14 protein-coding genes and 1 riboswitch are annotated in these 16937 nt (G+C 60.0%); of the genes, 12 read left to right on the forward strand and 2 right to left on the reverse strand.

Translation table 11 applies throughout. The features are described 5' to 3' along the window. Positions 1-57 precede the first annotated feature (57 nt). Positions 58-267, forward strand: a riboswitch (cobalamin riboswitch). A gap of 91 nt (positions 268-358) precedes the next feature. Next, a complete protein-coding gene (gene metE / locus HUS57_RS08030) occupies positions 359-2701 on the forward strand; it encodes a 5-methyltetrahydropteroyltriglutamate--homocysteine S-methyltransferase (RefSeq protein WP_173932545.1) in 2343 nt (780 codons plus the stop codon). 75 nt (positions 2702-2776) lie between these two features. On the opposite strand, the gene HUS57_RS08035 is transcribed toward metE, so the two are convergent. Further along, positions 2777-3994, reverse strand: coding sequence for an MFS transporter (locus tag HUS57_RS08035; RefSeq protein WP_173932547.1), 1218 nt, complete (start codon positions 3992-3994; stop codon positions 2777-2779). 141 nt (positions 3995-4135) lie between these two features. Here HUS57_RS08035 and HUS57_RS08040 point away from each other — a divergent pair, with 141 nt between their 5' ends. From HUS57_RS08040 to HUS57_RS08080, 9 genes are all read left to right on the forward strand, one after another. Further along, positions 4136-4909, forward strand: a complete 774-nt coding sequence (locus tag HUS57_RS08040) for a helix-turn-helix transcriptional regulator (RefSeq protein WP_246727827.1) — start codon at positions 4136-4138, stop codon at positions 4907-4909. Between the two features lie 163 nt (positions 4910-5072). Next, on the forward strand, positions 5073-5480 hold the full coding sequence (locus tag HUS57_RS08045; RefSeq protein WP_173932551.1) for an OsmC family protein: 408 nt from the start codon (positions 5073-5075) through the stop codon (positions 5478-5480). Positions 5481-5501: 21 nt separating this feature from the next. After that, positions 5502-6638 (forward strand): TRAP transporter substrate-binding protein DctP, encoded by a 1137-nt coding sequence (gene dctP, locus HUS57_RS08050; protein WP_173932553.1) that lies wholly within the window; start codon positions 5502-5504, stop codon positions 6636-6638. A 9-nt stretch (positions 6639-6647) separates the two neighbouring features. Then, positions 6648-7115: a TRAP transporter small permease gene (locus tag HUS57_RS08055; protein ID WP_173932555.1), complete on the forward strand. Its 468-nt coding sequence runs from the start codon at positions 6648-6650 to the stop codon at positions 7113-7115. Next, the gene (locus HUS57_RS08060) at positions 7115-8413 is read left to right on the forward strand and encodes a TRAP transporter large permease (protein WP_173932557.1); all 1299 of its coding nucleotides are present in this window, start codon (positions 7115-7117) and stop codon (positions 8411-8413) included. Before HUS57_RS08055 ends, HUS57_RS08060 begins: the two co-directional genes overlap by 1 nt. Before the next feature lie 81 nt (positions 8414-8494). After that, positions 8495-9298 (forward strand): lipo-like protein, encoded by an 804-nt coding sequence (locus tag HUS57_RS08065; RefSeq protein WP_173932559.1) that lies wholly within the window; start codon positions 8495-8497, stop codon positions 9296-9298. A 130-nt stretch (positions 9299-9428) separates the two neighbouring features. After that, positions 9429-11237 (forward strand): translation elongation factor 4, encoded by a 1809-nt coding sequence (gene lepA / locus HUS57_RS08070; RefSeq protein WP_173933227.1) that lies wholly within the window; start codon positions 9429-9431, stop codon positions 11235-11237. Positions 11238-11393: 156 nt separating this feature from the next. Beyond that, on the forward strand, positions 11394-13532 hold the full coding sequence (locus HUS57_RS08075; protein WP_173932562.1) for a transglycosylase domain-containing protein: 2139 nt from the start codon (positions 11394-11396) through the stop codon (positions 13530-13532). Positions 13533-13672: 140 nt separating this feature from the next. Beyond that, complete coding sequence (locus HUS57_RS08080) at positions 13673-14422, forward strand: SDR family oxidoreductase (protein ID WP_173932563.1); 750 nt, start codon at positions 13673-13675, stop codon at positions 14420-14422. Between the two features lie 111 nt (positions 14423-14533). On the opposite strand, the gene HUS57_RS08085 is transcribed toward HUS57_RS08080, so the two are convergent. Next, positions 14534-14983: a host attachment family protein gene (locus HUS57_RS08085; RefSeq protein WP_173932565.1), complete on the reverse strand. Its 450-nt coding sequence runs from the start codon at positions 14981-14983 to the stop codon at positions 14534-14536. Between the two features lie 209 nt (positions 14984-15192). Between HUS57_RS08085 and cysG the strand changes: the two genes are divergently transcribed. Together cysG and HUS57_RS08095 are read left to right on the forward strand one after the other, a co-directional pair. Further along, positions 15193-16632: a siroheme synthase CysG gene (cysG, locus tag HUS57_RS08090; RefSeq protein ID WP_173932567.1), complete on the forward strand. Its 1440-nt coding sequence runs from the start codon at positions 15193-15195 to the stop codon at positions 16630-16632. Continuing rightward, complete coding sequence (locus HUS57_RS08095) at positions 16629-16937, forward strand: DUF2849 domain-containing protein (RefSeq protein WP_173932569.1); 309 nt, start codon at positions 16629-16631, stop codon at positions 16935-16937. The genes cysG and HUS57_RS08095 overlap by 4 nt, the downstream gene beginning before the upstream one ends.

A 16937-nucleotide genomic window follows, 5' to 3' on the forward strand; every position in this document is an offset into this window, starting at 1 on the left:
AGATTTAAAGATATAAGCATCTCTTTATATCATTCTTGACAAATCGCCTGAAGCTGCGAGTATGCCACCGGTCGTGGTTCTCCGGCGCGACGTCTGTCGCCCGGAGCTAAGAGGGAAACCGGTGCGCGCTGCAAAGCCGGTGCTGCCCCCGCAACTGTAAGCGGCGAGCCGACGCCTCTCCAATGTCACTGGGGTGAAAGCCTCGGGAAGACGGGCGAAGGCTGTGACCCGCGAGCCAGGAGACCTGCCGCGACCGAACGTTCACGGGCAGGATGCCACGCGCAGTGCAAAGGGCGGTCTTGAAGGGTTCCTTTCCTGTGCGGTCGAGCATCTTCGCCCCAGCCAATCGGGGTAAGTCATGTCTGGTTCAAATATTCCTGTCGCTACGCTCGGAGTGCCGCGCATCGGCCGCCGCCGCGAACTGAAGTTCGCGCTTGAAGCCTACTGGTCGGGGGAATCCTCGGCGGCAACGCTGCTTCAGACGGCCAAGGCGTTGCGCGCTGCCAACTGGATGGAGCAATGTGACCGCGGCGTCACGAAAATCCCTTCCAACGATTTTTCACTCTATGACCACGTCCTCGATACTGCAGTCATGGTCGGCGCGATTCCAGCCATCTATGGCTGGACCGGCGGCGAATTATTGCTGGACACCTATTTTGCCATGGCTCGGGGCGGCCGTTTGAATGACGCTTCTCCGGCCTGCGGGCACGGCAGGCATAATGGCCATGGCAAGGGCGTGCGTGCGCTGGAGATGACGAAGTGGTTCGACACCAATTATCACTACATGGTGCCGGAATTTTCTGCCGATCAGGTCTTCGCGCTAACTTCGACCAAGCCTGTCGACGAGTTTCAGGAAGCGAAGGCTCTCGGCATCCACACACGACCGGTGATACTTGGTCCCCTTACTTTTCTGAAGCTGGGCAAGCCGGAGGAAGAAGGTTTCGAGCCGCTTGAGCTTCTGCCCCGATTGCTGCCTGTCTATGAGCAACTCTTGGACAGGCTGGCAGCGGCCGGAGCCGACTGGGTGCAGATAGACGAGCCGGCTCTGGTGCTCGATCTCGGCGATCAGGAGCGCAAGGCCTACAAGCAGGCTTATGAAAAGCTTGCGGCCGCCGTTCCGGAACTGAAGATCATGCTGGCCACCTATTTCGGTGGGATCGGCGAGAATATCGACACCGCTCTTTGCTTGCCGGTGGCCGGACTTCATATTGATCTTGTTCGCGCACCCGAGCAGTTGGAAGAGATTGCGCGGCTGGCGCGCAAGGATATGGTGCTGTCGCTTGGTCTGATCGATGGCCGCAACATCTGGCGCGCCGACCTTCAAGCCATCCTCGACCGCATCGAGCCTGTTGTGGGGGCTTGGCCGCTGGAACGCATCGAAATAGCCTCCTCCTCTTCGCTCATTCATGCGCCGATCGACCTGGAGCTTGAAACAGGACTGGACCCGAAGCTCAAATCCTGGCTCGCCTTCTCTGTCCAGAAGATGAGCGAGCTTTCGATCCTTTCTCAGGCGCTGTCTGGCGGACGCGCCTCGGTCATGTCCGAGCTCAAGGCCTCAAGCGAGGCGGCGGCGGCACGCGCAGCCTCGCCCAATGTCCATAACCCGGCAGTGCGGGAGCGAGTCTCCGGCATTACGGAAGAGATGAAGAACAGGGCGAGCAGCTTCACCGAGCGGCACGCAATACAGCGCGCAAAGCTGCAACTGCCAGCCTTCCCGACGACGACCATCGGATCTTTTCCGCAGACTGCGGAGGTGCGCCGCGCACGCGCCGCACATCTAAGAAATGAAATTAGCCGCGACCAATATGAGACTTTCCTCAAGCGCGAGACGGAGGCGGCCATCCGCTGGCAGGAGGAAATCGGGCTTGATGTGCTGGTTCATGGCGAGTTCGAGCGCAACGACATGGTCCAGTATTTCGGCGAGCAGCTTTCCGGCTTCGCCTTCACCAAACATGCTTGGGTGCAAAGCTATGGCTCGCGCTATGTGCGTCCGCCGATCATCTATGGAGACGTATCGCGCCCGCGCCCGATGACGGTGGATTGGTGGAAATATGCACAATCGCTAACAGAAAAGCCCGTCAAGGGCATGCTTACCGGTCCAGTCACGATTCTCAACTGGTCCTTCGTGCGCGACGACATCCCCCGTTCAGCAGTGTGCCGCCAGATCGCGCTCGCCATTCGCGACGAAGTGACGGACCTTGAAAAGGCCGGCGCCCGCATGATCCAGATTGATGAAGCTGCACTGCGCGAGGGGCTTCCGCTACGCAAGCCAGAGTGGAAGGAATACCTTGCCTGGGCCGTGGAATGTTTCCGCCTCGCCTCCTCGGGTGTAGAGGACTCCACCCAGATTCACACGCATATGTGTTACTCGGAGTTCAACGATGTTATCGACGCCATTGCAGCGATGGATGCCGATGTCATTTCCATCGAGACTTCGCGCTCGAAGATGGAATTGCTCGACGCCTTTCGTAGCTACAGCTATCCGAATGAGATCGGACCTGGCGTCTATGACATCCACTCCCCGCGCGTGCCGGAGGTGGCCGAAATCACAAACCTCGTGGAACTCGCCCGCAGCAGGCTTTCAGACTCCCAGCTCTGGATCAATCCGGACTGCGGCTTGAAGACGAGGAAATGGGACGAGGTCCGTCCCGCACTTGTCAATATGGTGGAGGCTGCGAAACGGCTGCGGGAAGCGGCCTGAGTCCCAATTCACGACGGCACTTGTTTGACAAAATCGCGGCGCGGGATCTCCCGCGCCGCGAGGCTCTAGGCAGTCTTATGTCACTCTCCTGCTCATCCGCCCTTGTCCGGTATTCGGAAGGAATACCGTCAACAGTCCGAGAAGCGGCAGGAAGGAGCAAAGCCAATAGACGTAGCGGATGCCCTTGACGTCGGCGACGACGCCGAGCAAGGCCGCCGCGATCCCTGCAATGCCAAAGGCAAGGCCGAAGAAGATGCCCGCGACCATGCCGACGCGACCCGGGATAAGTTCCTGCGCCATGACCACAATCGCAGGAAAAGCGGACGCCAGAATCAGCCCTATGATGGCGGTGAGAACGATGGTCCATTCAAGGTTGGCGTAGGGCAGCGCCAAGGTAAACGGCAATATACCGAGGATGGAAATCCAGATCACCACCTTGGCGCCGAGCTTGTCTCCAATCGGCCCCCCCAACACAGTGCCCGCAGCCGCAGCGCCGAGAAAAACGAATAGCAGCACCTGTGACATCTCGACGGAAACGGAGAACCTGTCGATGACATAGAAGGTGTAATAGCTGGACAGGCTCGCCAGGTAGATGTTCTTCGAGAAGGTGAGAATCGTCAGCACGATGAGCGCGATTGCGACTTTCCGCCTCGGGATCGTGAACTCACGCTGAGGCGATGGCCGTCGCTCGGCGTTTGCCTGGTAGCGGGCATACCAGTTACCCACCTGCCAGAGAATGACCATGCCGACGAAAGTAGCCGCCGTGAACCAGGAAATGCTTGCCTGCCCCAGCGGCATGACAATGAAAGCGGCCACCAGTGGGCCCATGGACGCGCCCAGATTGCCACCGACCTGGAAAAGGGACTGCGCAAGCCCGTAGCGTCCTCCGGAAGCAAGACGCGCAACCCGCGAAGATTCGGGATGGATGATTGCCGACCCCAGCCCGACAAGCATCGCGCCCAGAACAAGCACGCCATATTGACTTGCAAAGGCAAATACCATGAGCCCAACGCAGGTGAAGCCCATTGCTGCCGGCAACAAATAATACAGCGGCCGCTTATCCGCATAGAGCCCGATCAATGGTTGGAGCACGGAGGCGGTGCCTTGAAACGCCATGGTCAGCAGGCCGATCTGCCAAAAATCCAGCTTGTAGTTGAGTTTCAGCAGCGGATAGACCGCAACCAGGAGTGACTGAATGACATCATTGATGAAATGGCAGACGCTTACCGCAAGGATCACCGCAAAGACGGTATTTTCCGGCCGCCTTCCTGCAGTGACTGACGTTTGGCTCATGGTGACTCCGTTACAAAGTTATTGAATGTAATAGGTGAGTTGCTCGAGTCCTTCTTTCGTGGTTACCTCCAAGAGTTTCGAGAGTGGGCCAAATTGGTGATCAATCGTAGTAGGTCCTCACGCCAACAAAAGAAAACCGAAATCGAAGAGCGGCGCGACTGGCTCGAAACGGCTGGGGCCGACGTCATAACGCTCGCCACGGATTATTCCGCCGGCGTACATGTCGCTCTTCACCGACATAGCCGGGCCCAGCTTCTCTATCCGCTCTCGGGCGTCGTGATGGTGAGTACCGAGGGCGGCCGCTGGATGGTTCCGCCTGAACACGCAATCTGGCTTCCCCCGGATGTGGATCACGCGCTGGACATGTTGGGGGATGTGCAGATGCACTCGATTTACGTTCTACGCGGCGCGATTGACGGCCTTCCCGAGGGTCTTCGGGTCTTCTCTGTCACGAGCCTCATGCGCAGCCTGATCATTGAGGCGATGGCCCATCCGCGCGATGATCCACCGACCGCCCGTACCTCGCTCATCCTGGACCTGCTCCTGCATGAAATTCTCACGTTGCCGGAGCAGCCCCTGGCACTCCCCATCCCGGCGGACAGGCGGCTGAGCGAACTTTGCCGCCGCTTTCTTGAGGCTCCCTCTCCCCACGACACGATAGACGAATGGGCCAGAAGTGCTGGCATGAGCCGCAGGAGCTTCACGCGCGCGTTTCACCGGGAAACCGGTTTGAGCCTGTCGATATGGCGGCAGCAGGCCTGCCTGTTTGCCGCGCTTCCGCGCCTTGCGGATGGCCAGCCGATCACCACTATCGCCCTGGATCTTGGCTATGAGAGCATGGCTGCGTTCAGCACGATGTTCCGGCGCATGACCGGCCTTCCTCCCCGCGCATGGCGCAGCAAGTTATCCTGCTGAATTTGGTTTTCCGCATAAGACGTTGGAAATCTTTCGCTCCTAGAAGACTTGTCGTGGCGTTCTATTTCGCCCAGCATTGATATTGGAATTAGTTTGCTTTCCAAACCTTCATAAAAGGCTGATAAACCTGCGTTACGGTACCAGTCGTTCAGGAAGTTATTCCATGGCGGTGAAATCTGCGAAGGTCCACGCACGCAGCGAAACGGCTGCCACATGCAAACTGACCAATGACCGTCATCAGGAGATCGCCGCGGTATTCTCGACGCAGGCTCGCGGCTTCACGCCGCTTGAATTGCAGGCGGCGGCGCTGGCAGCCTGCATCTGTGCAAGCGTACGTATTGCTGCGAACAACCTCAAGATCGGCCGCCTGAAAGGAATCGATGTAGAGGTAGAAGCCGTCAAGGCGGAAGACGCGCCTTCGCGCCTGGCAACCTTTCACTGCATCGTGAAGTTCGAGGACGATCTCGATGACGAGACCCAGGAGGAGCTCGTGGAGGCGGCGGAACACATCTGTACCATCAGCAACACGCTGCGCGCCGGCGCCACCATCCTCGCTCGCCCACAAATTTGATGCACCCACAGGAGACTTTCCATGTGTCGCCTTCTCTATACGCTTGCATCTTCGGCCTTCGTTTTTCAGGCACACGCATTCACCGTGGCGGACTGGCTGAACCATGAGGTTCCCGAAGCCGAACCTTCCATGCAATATGAGGGCAACCCCGTCACCCTGAAATTTTCCTCCCCCAACCCGGCCGCTTCCCTCGTGCCGGAAGTTTGGAGCCGCGGCTTTCGCTGGCTGGAGGAGGCGACAAGCGGCAAGCTCAACATCGAAGAATATCATGGCGGAACTCTGCATGCCGCGGCCGACGGATGGCGGGCCGTGCGCAGCCGCGTTACCGATTACGCCGCCTGCTACACTTCTTACGAAGGCAGCGGCTTCCCGCTCCACAAGGCCATCGAGCTGCCCTTCGTAACCCCCTCCAGCCCGGTCGCGGCGACGCGCATCATGCAGGAGCTGGCGCCGGAATATTTCGTTCCGGAATGGGAGGGCCGAGGCGTGCTTTATGGCTATACGGTGATCGCCGGCGTTTCGGACATCATGAGCAACCGGCCAATCCGCACCCCCGAGGATTTACGCGGCATGAGGGTCATTGCCCAGGGCTTTCCTCCCGAAGCGGCCGAAGCTCTCGGCATCACCACCTTGAACACGCCCTTTCCGGAAATCTACACGGCTTTCCAGCAGGGAATTGCGGATGCGGTGATCTGGGTCGATCCGGGCTTCGTTCCTTTCAAGATCTACGAACTGGCCAGCTATCACACCAGCCTTGGAATGACCGCGCAGCACATCGACACCTGCATCAACCGTGAGGCATATGAGGATCTCCCTGCAGAGCTGAAGCCGGTCTTTGCCGAGTTCCAGCAGAATATCGCCCATGCAGTCAGCCAGCGGCTTGGCGTGGAGTTCCGCGAGGAGGCGCTGCGGACCTACCAGGAAAACGGCGTCGAGCTGATCGAACTGACGGACGAAGAAAAACAGGCCTGGCGCGCGGTGCTTGAGCCGGTTCTGGAGCAATGGATCGAGGCTCGCGAAGCGGAGGGCTTGCCCGCCCGCAAACTGATCGAGGATATCCGCCGCCTGGAAGCCCAATATGAGGGCAAAAGCGCGGAAGAACTCTTCGAGATCACGGTGACGGAGCCTGTCCCGGAGCTGCTGCCTCAAGCGGAATAGGCAGGAGAAATGCTAGGCCGCATTGTCGCCATATGGGAAGGCTGGGCCGCCTATCTCATGCTTCCGATCCTCACCTTGCTTGTGGGGACGGACGTCGCCCTGCGCTACCTGTTCAACCTGCCGTTCCGCTGGGGAAGCGACGTGATGGAACTCATGCTGCTCCTGATCGTCACCGCGGGATTGCCCGCAACCAGCCTTCAGAACCAGCACATCAGGATGGCGCTGCTCGATGACCGGCTGCCCGCCCGCGCCAAACGCATCTCGGCAGTGGCGCGTCATCTGCTGACTGCTTTTGCCGCGGTCGTCGTTGGCTATGCGGTCCTCAATCAGGCTCTTGACATGTACCGCTATGGCGACCGGGCAGAGATGATCAACATCCCCTTCTGGCCAATGGCAATGCTTGTCACAATTGCGTTTGTCCTATCGGTCCTTGCCGAGCTCGCGCGCGCGGTTTCAGCTGCCCGGGGACGATCCTGATGGAGCCCCTGACCCTTGGCATTGTCGTTCTGGCCGGAATGCTGCTTGCCGTTTTTGCGGGAGTGCCGGTGGGCTACGCGCTGCTTGGGGCCGGCACGATCGGCTATGCCATTCTCGGGGGCGTCTCGCAGGCTTTGACCCAGATCGGGCTCGTCCTGTGGGACAACGGCACAAATTTCCTCTTCATCGCTGTGCCGCTCTTCATTCTGATGGGGCAGATCATCTTCCATGCAGGTCTGGCGGACGACATCTTCTCCGTCGCGCAGAGGAGTCTGCGCCGCTTGCCGGGCGGCCTTGGTATCTCCACGGTACTGGCTTCCGCCGGCTTTGGAGCCGTTACAGGATCGAGCGTTGCTGCTGTCGCCACCATGGGTAACATCGCCGTGCCCGAAATGGTGAAGCGCGGCTATTCGGAGAAACTGGCCACAGCATCGGTCGCCAGCGCAGCCACGCTTGCCATTCTGATCCCGCCAAGCATTCCGCTGGTCATCTACGGCGTCTGGAGCGAGACGTCGATAGGGGCGCTCTTCATCGCAGGAATCGTCCCCGGCCTGATCCTCACCCTGTTTTTCGCAGCAGTTCTCCTGCTGCAGCGGCGGCAGTATCCGGCTATCAGCAAAACCCCTGCCCTTCAACCGCGGCGGCTCTCGGCCATGCTTGTCGGCGTTCTGACAATAGCTGCTGTGGCCGTCATCGTCATCGGCGGGATTTATGCCGGAATATTCACGCCCACGGAAGCATCGGGCGTTGGCGTTCTCGCTGTTGTGATCTTGGCGGCTTTGTCCAGACGCCTCACCCTTGCCGTGCTAAAAGCTTCCTTGCGGGAAACCGTCAGCACGAGCGCCGCCATTTTCCTGATCCTAGCCGGCGGTGTCGTCCTGTCGCGTTTTCTGGTCCAGACGCGGTTGACGGAAGCGGTGGTGGGTGTCGTCGCAGGGCCGGACGTCCCGCCTCAAGTGCTCATGCTGGCCCTGGTACTTGTCTATCTGTTTCTCGGTGCCATCATGGACACGTTCGGAATGCTCATCCTGACGCTGCCTCTGGTGCTGCCCATTACCGTAGCGCTCGGTTACGATCCGGTCTGGACAGGCATTTATCTTACCGTCCTGATGGAGATCGCCATGATCACCCCGCCGATCGGTCTCAACGTGTTCATCCTTGAGCGTGCAACAGGTGTGCCGGCGCAACGAATCTTTACAGGCGTATGGCCCTTTGTAGTCGCTGCTCTTCTGCTCGTCGTGGCGCTCATCTTTTTCCCACAGATTGCGACCTGGCTTCCGGATACCATGCGACGGTAGGGAACAGCCGCTGGTCCTCAGGGGGGACTTGCCAGCCGAACATCATTTGGAAATGCTTGCCCGGCGATGGGGTTGGAAAAGATGAGCAAAAGGACCGGTAGGTTACTGGACCAACTCGGCCGTTTCCTAGCACGGCGCCTACAGAAGGAATCGTCCGGCTATCAACCCTACACGCCCTCCGATCCGGATGTACTGCATCGCTCGCTCGCCCCAGGCGACATCCTCCTGGTGGAGGGCAATACGCATCTTTCGGCTGCGGTCAAATATCTGACCCAATCCACCTGGAGCCATGCCGCGCTTTTCGTGGGCGATGCATTGCCAGTGCCCGAGGATGGCGGCGAACGGCCCCGCCTCATCGAGGTTAATCTCGGTGAGGGCTGCGTTGCCGTCCCCCTTTCGAAGTACCGCACCTACAATACGCGCATCTGCAGGCCAAGCGGGCTGACACCTGAGGACCGCGCCGCGATCATCGCCTTCATGATCGAGCGGATCGGGCTGAAGTACGATATGCGCAACATCTTCGATCTCATGCGGTATTTCCTGCCGCAGCCGCCGGTCCCGGTGCGTTGGCGTCGGCGCATGCTGGCGCTGGGCTCAGGCGATCCTACCCGCGCCATCTGTTCCTCGCTGATTGCCCAGGCGCTTCAGTCAGTGCGGTATCCAATTCTGCCGCGCATAAAGGAGCGTCCTGGCCACGCGTCGGCGCAATCAACCTATTCGCGCCAGGAGATCCTCCTAATCCGGCACCATTCGCTCTACACGCCCAGAGATTTCGACCTGTCACCCTATTTCCAGATCGTCAAGCCGACGCTGAACTTCGGCTTCGATTACAAGGCGCTGCACTGGGAGGAGGCCGGGAATGCCATCGAAGCGGAAGCGGGATAACCTGGCAGAACTGTTCATGAAGGGCCTGATCGCATTACAGCTCGCACAATGTAGAGCCGGCAGTTAAATGATGCCTTGACATCTCTGCTCATTGCTTGCTGTTGCCTGGCTGCACTGCTACATGCCGCCCATGACCAACACGCCGCTCAAGAACATCCGCAACTTCTCCATCGTTGCCCACATCGACCATGGGAAGTCGACGCTCGCCGACCGTCTTATTCAAATGACGGGTTCCCTCCAGGATCGCGAGATGAAGGACCAGCTGCTCGATTCCATGGACATCGAGCGAGAGCGCGGCATCACCATCAAGGCCAATACTGTACGCCTCGAATATGATGCGCGGAACGGCCAGCACTACGTGCTGAACCTTATCGACACGCCCGGTCACGTGGACTTTGCCTATGAGGTCTCCCGCTCCCTGGCGGCTTGCGAAGGGTCCCTCCTCGTCGTCGATGCCTCGCAGGGCGTCGAAGCCCAGACGCTTGCCAATGTTTACCAGGCGCTCGACAATGACCACGAAATCGTGCCCGTCCTCAACAAGGTCGACCTTCCCGCCGCCGATGCGGAACGCGTGAAGCAGCAGATCGAGGACGTGATCGGGCTTGACGCCTCCGACGCCTTGCTCATCTCGGCCAAGACCGGGCTTGGCGTTGGCGACGTGCTGGAGGCGATCGTCCATCGCCTGCCGCCTCCCAGCGAAGGCGATGCCAAAGCGCCGCTCAAGGCGCTTCTCGTCGATAGCTGGTACGATGCATATCTTGGCGTCATCGTGCTCGTGCGCATCATCGATGGGGTGCTGAAAAAGGGCCAGACGATCCGGATGATAGGAACGGGCGCGAAATACCCGGTGGAACGGGTCGGCGTCATGACCCCGAAGATGGTCATGGTCGATGAACTCGGTCCGGGGGAGATCGGCTTCATCACGGCTTCTATCAAGGAGGTGGCCGATACGCGCGTCGGCGATACAATCACCGAGGACAAGCGGCCCACATCCACTCCGCTTCCCGGCTTCAAGCCCGCCCAACCCGTCGTCTTCTGTGGCCTCTTCCCGATCGATGCCGCCGATTTCGAAGATTTGCGCGCGGCCGTGGGCAAGTTGCGCTTGAATGACGCGAGCTTCACCTACGAGATGGAGACCTCCGCGGCGCTCGGCTTCGGATTCCGGTGCGGCTTTCTAGGTCTCCTCCATCTTGAGATCATCCAGGAGCGCCTTTCCCGCGAGTTTAACCTCGATCTGATCGCGACCGCCCCTTCGGTGGTCTACCGTATGAACCTTACAGACGGGAAAACGGTAGAGCTTCACAATCCAGCCGATATGCCGGACCCCGTGAAGATCGCATCGATTGAGGAGCCCTGGATCCGGGCCACCATCCTCACGCCGGACGAATATCTGGGTGCAATCCTCAAGCTCTGCCAGGAGCGGCGAGGCATCCAGGTAGACCTTTCCTATGCCGGCACGCGCGCTATGCTCACCTATGACCTGCCGTTGAACGAGGTGGTTTTCGACTTCTACGATAGGCTTAAATCCATCAGCAAAGGTTATGCATCCTTCGATTACCAGCTTACGGACTATCGCCAGGGCGACCTCGTGAAGATGCAGATCCTGGTGAACGGCGAGCCTGTCGACGCACTTTCCTTGCTGGTCCACCGCTCCCAGGCCGAGCGGCGAGGGCGTGCCATGTGCGAGAAGCTGAAGGAGCTTATCCCGCAGCACATGTTCCAAATTCCTATCCAGGCAGCCATCGGCGGCCGCATCATTGCCCGGGAGACCATTCGGGCGCTGCGTAAGGATGTGACGGCGAAGTGCTATGGCGGCGATGTTTCCCGCAAGCGCAAACTTCTGGAAAAGCAGAAGGAAGGCAAGAAGCGGATGCGCCAGTTCGGCAAGGTGGAGATTCCGCAGGAAGCATTCATCGAAGCGCTCAAAATGGGCGATTGACCGACCCGCCGTCGAAGTGGGGAGCGCCGCATCGAAAGCGGGCGGGACAATTCAACGTCAAGCGGGCCCTTAACGGCACCTTAAATTGACGCCTTTAGCGTGCAGCCCTGGTTGCGGCCGGAGGAGCCGGCGGACGCAATGGGGATGAAGCAGGAAATGGCCAAGCGGAAAAGGCGCATAGAGCCGAGCTTTGAGAGGCCCGCGGCTCGGCGCCGCGGAGGAGCGCTTTCGGTAAGCCATTCCGACAGGGTGCTGCCTCCGCAGCGCCGAAGAAAATCTAGCAAGAAGCGGAAATCCCGTCGCGCCAGCCGTGCGCGGCGCAGCGGATTCTTCGGCTTCATGAAAGGCTTCGTCTACTGGTCGCTGGTGCTGTCGCTATGGGCGGGGATCGCAGGCATTGGTGTCGCGGCCTTTTATGGCGCACAGATGCCCAGTGCCACGACATGGACAATTCCCGACCGACCACCCAACGTCAAGATCCTCGCGGTTGACGGCAGCCTGATCGCCAACAGGGGCATGACCGGAGGCGAAGCGGTGGGGCTGCACGAAATGTCGACCTTCATTCCGCAGGCGGTAATCGCCATTGAGGACCGGCGCTTCTACTCCCATTTCGGCATCGACCCGATTGGCCTTGCCCGTGCGATGGTGGAGAATGTCATCCAGGGCCGCCTCACCCAGGGCGGCTCCACCATCACGCAGCAGCTTGCCAAGAACCTGTTCCTTGAGCCTGACCGCACGATCGAGCGCAAGGTGCAGGAAGTGCTTCTGGCGCTTTGGCTAGAGCACAAATACAACAAGGACCAGATCCTGGAGATGTATCTAAACCGGGTCTATTTCGGGTCCGGAGCCTATGGCGTGGAGGCCGCCTCACAGCGCTACTTCCATAAGTCCGCTCATGACGTAACGCTTGCCGAAGCGGCGTTGCTGGCGGGTCTGCTCAAGGCTCCCTCGCGCCTTTCGCCCGCCCGCGACCCCAACGCCGCCGAGGAGCGCGCGCAGGTCGTGCTTTCCGCAATGCGCTCTCAAGGAATGATAGGCGACAGCGAACTGGCCGCAGCCATCAGCGCGCCGGCCACCCGCGCGGCGGCATACTGGTCGGGATCAGAGCATTATGTCGCCGACCGCGTCATGGAGGAATTGCCCATCCTGATCGGCAATATCGAACGGGACGTGGTGGTGCACACCACGATCGATCTTGCACTTCAGAAAGAGGCGGAGCGGACCATACGTCAGCTTATCGATGAAAAGGGCAAGGAGTTGCACGTCAGCCAGGGCGCGTTCGTCGCCATCGATGGGACGGGCGCCGTGCGGGCGATGGTGGGCGGCTACGATTATGCAAACAGCCAGTTTGACCGCGCTTCTGAAGCGCGGCGGCAGCCCGGCTCCGCCTTCAAGCCCTTCGTGTTCATGGCCGCACTCGAACAGGGCCGCACTCCCGACAGCGTTCGCAACGACGCTCCGGTGAAGATCGGCACCTGGACGCCAAACAACTATCGCGGAAAATATCACGGCCCTGTGACGCTTTCGGAAGCACTTGCCCGCTCGCTCAACTCTGTGGCGGCCCAGCTTGCCATGGAGGCAGGCCCGAAAAAGGTGATTGAGGTTGCCAAGCGAATGGGCATCGAATCGGAATTGCAGTCCAATGCCTCCATCGCTCTCGGCACCTCGGAAGTGACGCCGCTGGAACTGACGGCCGCCTATATCCCTTTTGCCAATGGCGGATTCCGGCCTCAGGTGCACTTCATCGAACGGGCGACTACCACCCAGGACAGGCTTCTCTACAAGCATCAGGGCGGCCGTGCTGTTCGCGTCGCAAGCAGTGAGGTGATTGGCATGATGAACGCCATGATGGCGGATACCCTACGCTACGGCAGTGGCAGGGCAGCCGATTTCGGCTGGCCCGCCGCCGGCAAGACCGGGACAACGCAGAGTAGCCGCGATGCTTGGTTTGTCGGCTACACCTCCAATCTGGTCACCGGCGTCTGGTTCGGCAATGACGACGGTCGCCCGACCAAGGCAACCGGTTCCTCACTGCCAGCCGAAGCATGGCGCAAATTCATGTCAGCCGCCCATAAGGGCGTTCCCGCCACCCCCCTTCCCGGCGGCTGGCAACCGGCCGGCCCCCGGGAAGCGCCTCCTATAGTGGAGCAGGCGGTAGGAAACGCGTCCGAGCGGTTAGAACCCTCCCAAGCCAGCGCCCAACGCTCAAGCAGGCGCCCGGTCCCGCCTGCGGATGTTGGCGGCCCTCCGCAAAAGCGTCAGCTTTCGATTATGGAAATAATTCTCGGAAATTGACGACCTAAGTCTTTTTTCGAGATTCCGAACGGGAACCGGTTGAATTTCCTCTAGGCGACGCCTTTCTGACGCAACCCGCCTGCACCCGTCGCTTTCTCCGAACGCATCCACTACATAGGGAAAGCTGCATGGAGGATCCGGTGAGCGAGATAGATCATAGAAAGACGCTGGTTCTGACAGGAGCAAGCCGTGGCATTGGCCATGCGACGGTGAAGAAATTCTCGCGGGAAGGATGGCGCGTCATCACCTGCTCGCGCCAGGCGTTCACCGAGGACTGCCCCTGGCCGGCCGGCCCGGAGGACCATATCCAGCTTAATCTTTCCGATCAGGAGGGCGTCGGAATCGCTATTGCGGAGATTCGTCACCGCCTCGCGGCGAATGGAGGCCGACTCGACGCGTTAGTCAACAATGCCGCCATCTCCCCGAAGCTGGAAGGTGGCAACCGCATGAACTCCATTGACACTCCCATGCATGTCTGGCGCGATGTCTTTCAGGTGAATTTCTTTGCACCAATCATGCTGGCGCGCGGTCTGTTCAAGGAGCTGGCTGCTGCCAAAGGTTCCATCGTCAATGTCACGTCCATTGTCGGCAGCCGCGTCCATCCCTTCGCCGGAACCGCCTACGCGACGTCGAAGGCGGCGCTGGCCGCGCTCACCCGCGAAATGGCCGCCGATTTCGGCCCCAACGGTATCCGCGTCAACGCCATTGCGCCGGGTGAGATCGAAACCTCCATCCTTTCACCCGGCACGGAGAAGCTGGTGGAGACACTTCCGCTGCGGCGTCTTGGCCAAACTTCCGAAGTAGCCGACACCATCTTCTTCCTGTGCTCGCCGAACGCCTCTTACGTGACCGGCGCTGAGATCCACATCAATGGCGGGCAGCATGTCTGACCAATACGGCAGATAGGGCAGCATCAACGGGGCGTATAGCTTTGCGCGCCTCAAGAGGTAGATGCGAGCTTGGATAAGTCGGCGTTTCATGCGGACATGAGCGTGCCTTCGCTACGCTCGGGTTAGCATATTCTCGATGTCGAAGACGGTGTGGTTGGTAAGCGTCTTGGGAATTTCCCCCACGACGCGCGCTTCGACTTCCTTATGCAGCGCCTTGCGCAGTGTGCCGAGCACTGTTGGCGGCGCTATCAGCACGATCTTGTCGAACCGGCCCCGGTGAGCAAGGCTGTAAAGACGTCCGGCGATTTCGTCCGCAAAGCGCTCCTTTTCGACCCGATGCCAATCTGTTTCCTCAAACCCGCTTTTGTGAGGCGCAGCCGTATCGAAATGGCGGCCTGGACGGTCAGTCCCCTGCTCACGGGTCGGCGGATTCTCGTCGTGCATTTCCCGCACGACTTCAAGGTTGGGGTATACAGCATCCCCTTCATTGCGCAGGAAAAGCGCCTTCTCGCCATCGGCGACCAGCAACCATATCCCATGTTCCAGCCGGACTCCCGCCATGTCGTTCTCCATTGACTCTTTCATCAAGCAAACGCGCGCAGTGACGCGACGTTCCAACAGGGAGGCGAATCCAGAGGAGGGATGTTTTTTCCTTCGGGTCAATGGCGGCGCAAAAGCGATTGCCCGCCGTAAGTTCCGGCGCGACTGGGTTTCTTCTGAAAACCGGTTCGGGCAGGCACAATCCTCGCATCAAGCAGGAACCTCCCGGCATGACACCAGAGCCGACAAAGCTGAATGCATTTCCGATTTTCATGCGGGTGGAAGGTCGCCCCGTCGTGATCGTCGGCAGTGGCGAAGAGGCGCTCGCGAAAGCGAGGCTTCTGGCGCAATCGAGCGCAAGGATAACCATCCTGGCGGAAAAGCCGGAACCGACATTGACTGCATGGGCGGCGATGAATGGGGTCACCCTGCTCTCGCCTTATGAGTCAGCTCTTTTGCAAGGGGCTGTTCTCGTTTTCGCGGCCACGGGCAAAGAGGATGCCGACCGGGCGGTCGTTGAGGATGCACGTGCACTTTCTATTCCCGTAAACGCGGTTGACAGGCCAGAGCTTTGTGACTTTTTCACCCCAGCACTCGTCAATCGGGCTCCAGTGGCCGTCGCCGTTGGCACGGAAGGGGCAGGTCCTGTCCTTGCCCAGATAATCCGCAGCCGGATCGAGCAAATGCTTTCGCCTTCGCTTGGCCAACTTGCCCTGCTTGCAGCGTCCTATCGGGAAGCGGTCGAGCAGCATGTCACAAGGGGCGCTGCCTGCCGCCGCTATTGGCGAAGCTTTTTCACGGGTTCTCCCGCGCGATCGGTCGAAGCAGGCAATCAAGAACGAGCGGCTTGGGCGGCCGAGCGCCTGCTTCAAACCCAGGGTGTCGAGGAAGGCCACGTTGCGCTGGTGGGTGCAGGTCCTGGAGCGGAAGACCTTCTTACGCTTCGCGCCCAGCGCCTTCTCATGGAAGCGGATGTCATCGTGCACGATGCCCTCGTGCCCGAAGCGGTAATTGCCATGGGAAGACGCGATGCAGAGCGCATCGCAGCAGGCAAGCGCAAGGGCTGCCATTCGAAGACGCAGGATGAGATCAACGCGCTTCTCGTCAGGCTTGCGCGTGAAGGCAAGCGCGTGGTGCGGCTCAAATCCGGCGACCCCCTGATCTTCGGGCGCGCAGGCGAGGAGCTGGCCGCGCTGCGCGAAGCGGGCGTTTCCTATGAAGTGGTGCCGGGCGTCACCGCCGCCTTTGCCGCCGCCGCCGATTTCGAACTATCCCTCACACTGCGCGGTGTGGCCTCTTCCCTCGTGTTCACCACCGGACACGATTTGAAAGGTGGTCCGCTGCCGGATTGGGCGAGGCTGGCCATCGATGGGGCAACCGTTGCCGTCTATATGGGACGTTCCAGCGCAGCCGAAGTGGCGGGCCGGCTCCAGAAGGCCGGGCTTTCCCCCGATACGGCAGTGGCCGTCGTTGAAAATGCAAGCCTTGTAAACCGCAGGCTCTTCCACGGGACCCTTTCGGACCTGCCTGCCCTTGCCAGCCGCACAGACATTCCCGGCCCGGTGCTGACCATCATTGGCGATGCTGTTGCAGGGGCGAACTTTACACGCTCCGTGCCGCTCGCAACACAGAACATCTTTAGCCCCGAAGCGGAGAAACACGAGCGATGAAATTGCTGGCGGCAAATCGTCTGGCCGATGGGGAAGCGGTCTGGCTCGGACCTGACGGCCAATGGGTGGAAGATATCAGCGCGGCCGAAGTCGCCCGCGATGCCGATAGCGCAGATCGTCTTGAACGCATTGGGCATGAAGCCTTTCTGCGCAATGAAGTGGTCGATCTGGAGCTTATCGAGGTCGAGATCGTCAATGGCCAGGTGCGCCCCGCGCGCCTGCGCGAACGCATTCGTGCTGCAGGTCCATCCATCCATCCCGGTCTTGGCAAACAGGCGCGCAAGAGCGCCTTCACTCTGATCTAG

This window comes from Chelativorans sp. Marseille-P2723 (assembly GCF_902809845.1).
GTDB lineage: Bacteria > Pseudomonadota > Alphaproteobacteria > Rhizobiales > Rhizobiaceae > Chelativorans.

Excerpts from the sequence above, each read along its gene's own strand:
- dctP (WP_173932553.1), top strand. The coding sequence starts at position 5,502 with ATGTGTCGCCTTCTCTATACGCTTGCATCTTCGGCCTTCGTTTTTCAG.
- HUS57_RS08085 (WP_173932565.1), bottom strand. The coding sequence starts at position 14,983 with ATGGCGGGAGTCCGGCTGGAACATGGGATATGGTTGCTGGTCGCCGAT.
- metE (WP_173932545.1), top strand. The coding sequence starts at position 359 with ATGTCTGGTTCAAATATTCCTGTCGCTACGCTCGGAGTGCCGCGCATC.
- lepA (WP_173933227.1), top strand. The coding sequence starts at position 9,429 with ATGACCAACACGCCGCTCAAGAACATCCGCAACTTCTCCATCGTTGCC.
- HUS57_RS08095 (WP_173932569.1), top strand. The coding sequence starts at position 16,629 with ATGAAATTGCTGGCGGCAAATCGTCTGGCCGATGGGGAAGCGGTCTGG.
- HUS57_RS08065 (WP_173932559.1), top strand. The coding sequence starts at position 8,495 with ATGAGCAAAAGGACCGGTAGGTTACTGGACCAACTCGGCCGTTTCCTA.
- HUS57_RS08075 (WP_173932562.1), top strand. The coding sequence starts at position 11,394 with ATGGCCAAGCGGAAAAGGCGCATAGAGCCGAGCTTTGAGAGGCCCGCG.
- cysG (WP_173932567.1), top strand. The coding sequence starts at position 15,193 with ATGACACCAGAGCCGACAAAGCTGAATGCATTTCCGATTTTCATGCGG.
- HUS57_RS08060 (WP_173932557.1), top strand. The coding sequence starts at position 7,115 with ATGGAGCCCCTGACCCTTGGCATTGTCGTTCTGGCCGGAATGCTGCTT.
- HUS57_RS08055 (WP_173932555.1), top strand. The coding sequence starts at position 6,648 with ATGCTAGGCCGCATTGTCGCCATATGGGAAGGCTGGGCCGCCTATCTC.
- HUS57_RS08045 (WP_173932551.1), top strand. The coding sequence starts at position 5,073 with ATGGCGGTGAAATCTGCGAAGGTCCACGCACGCAGCGAAACGGCTGCC.
- HUS57_RS08035 (WP_173932547.1), bottom strand. The coding sequence starts at position 3,994 with ATGAGCCAAACGTCAGTCACTGCAGGAAGGCGGCCGGAAAATACCGTC.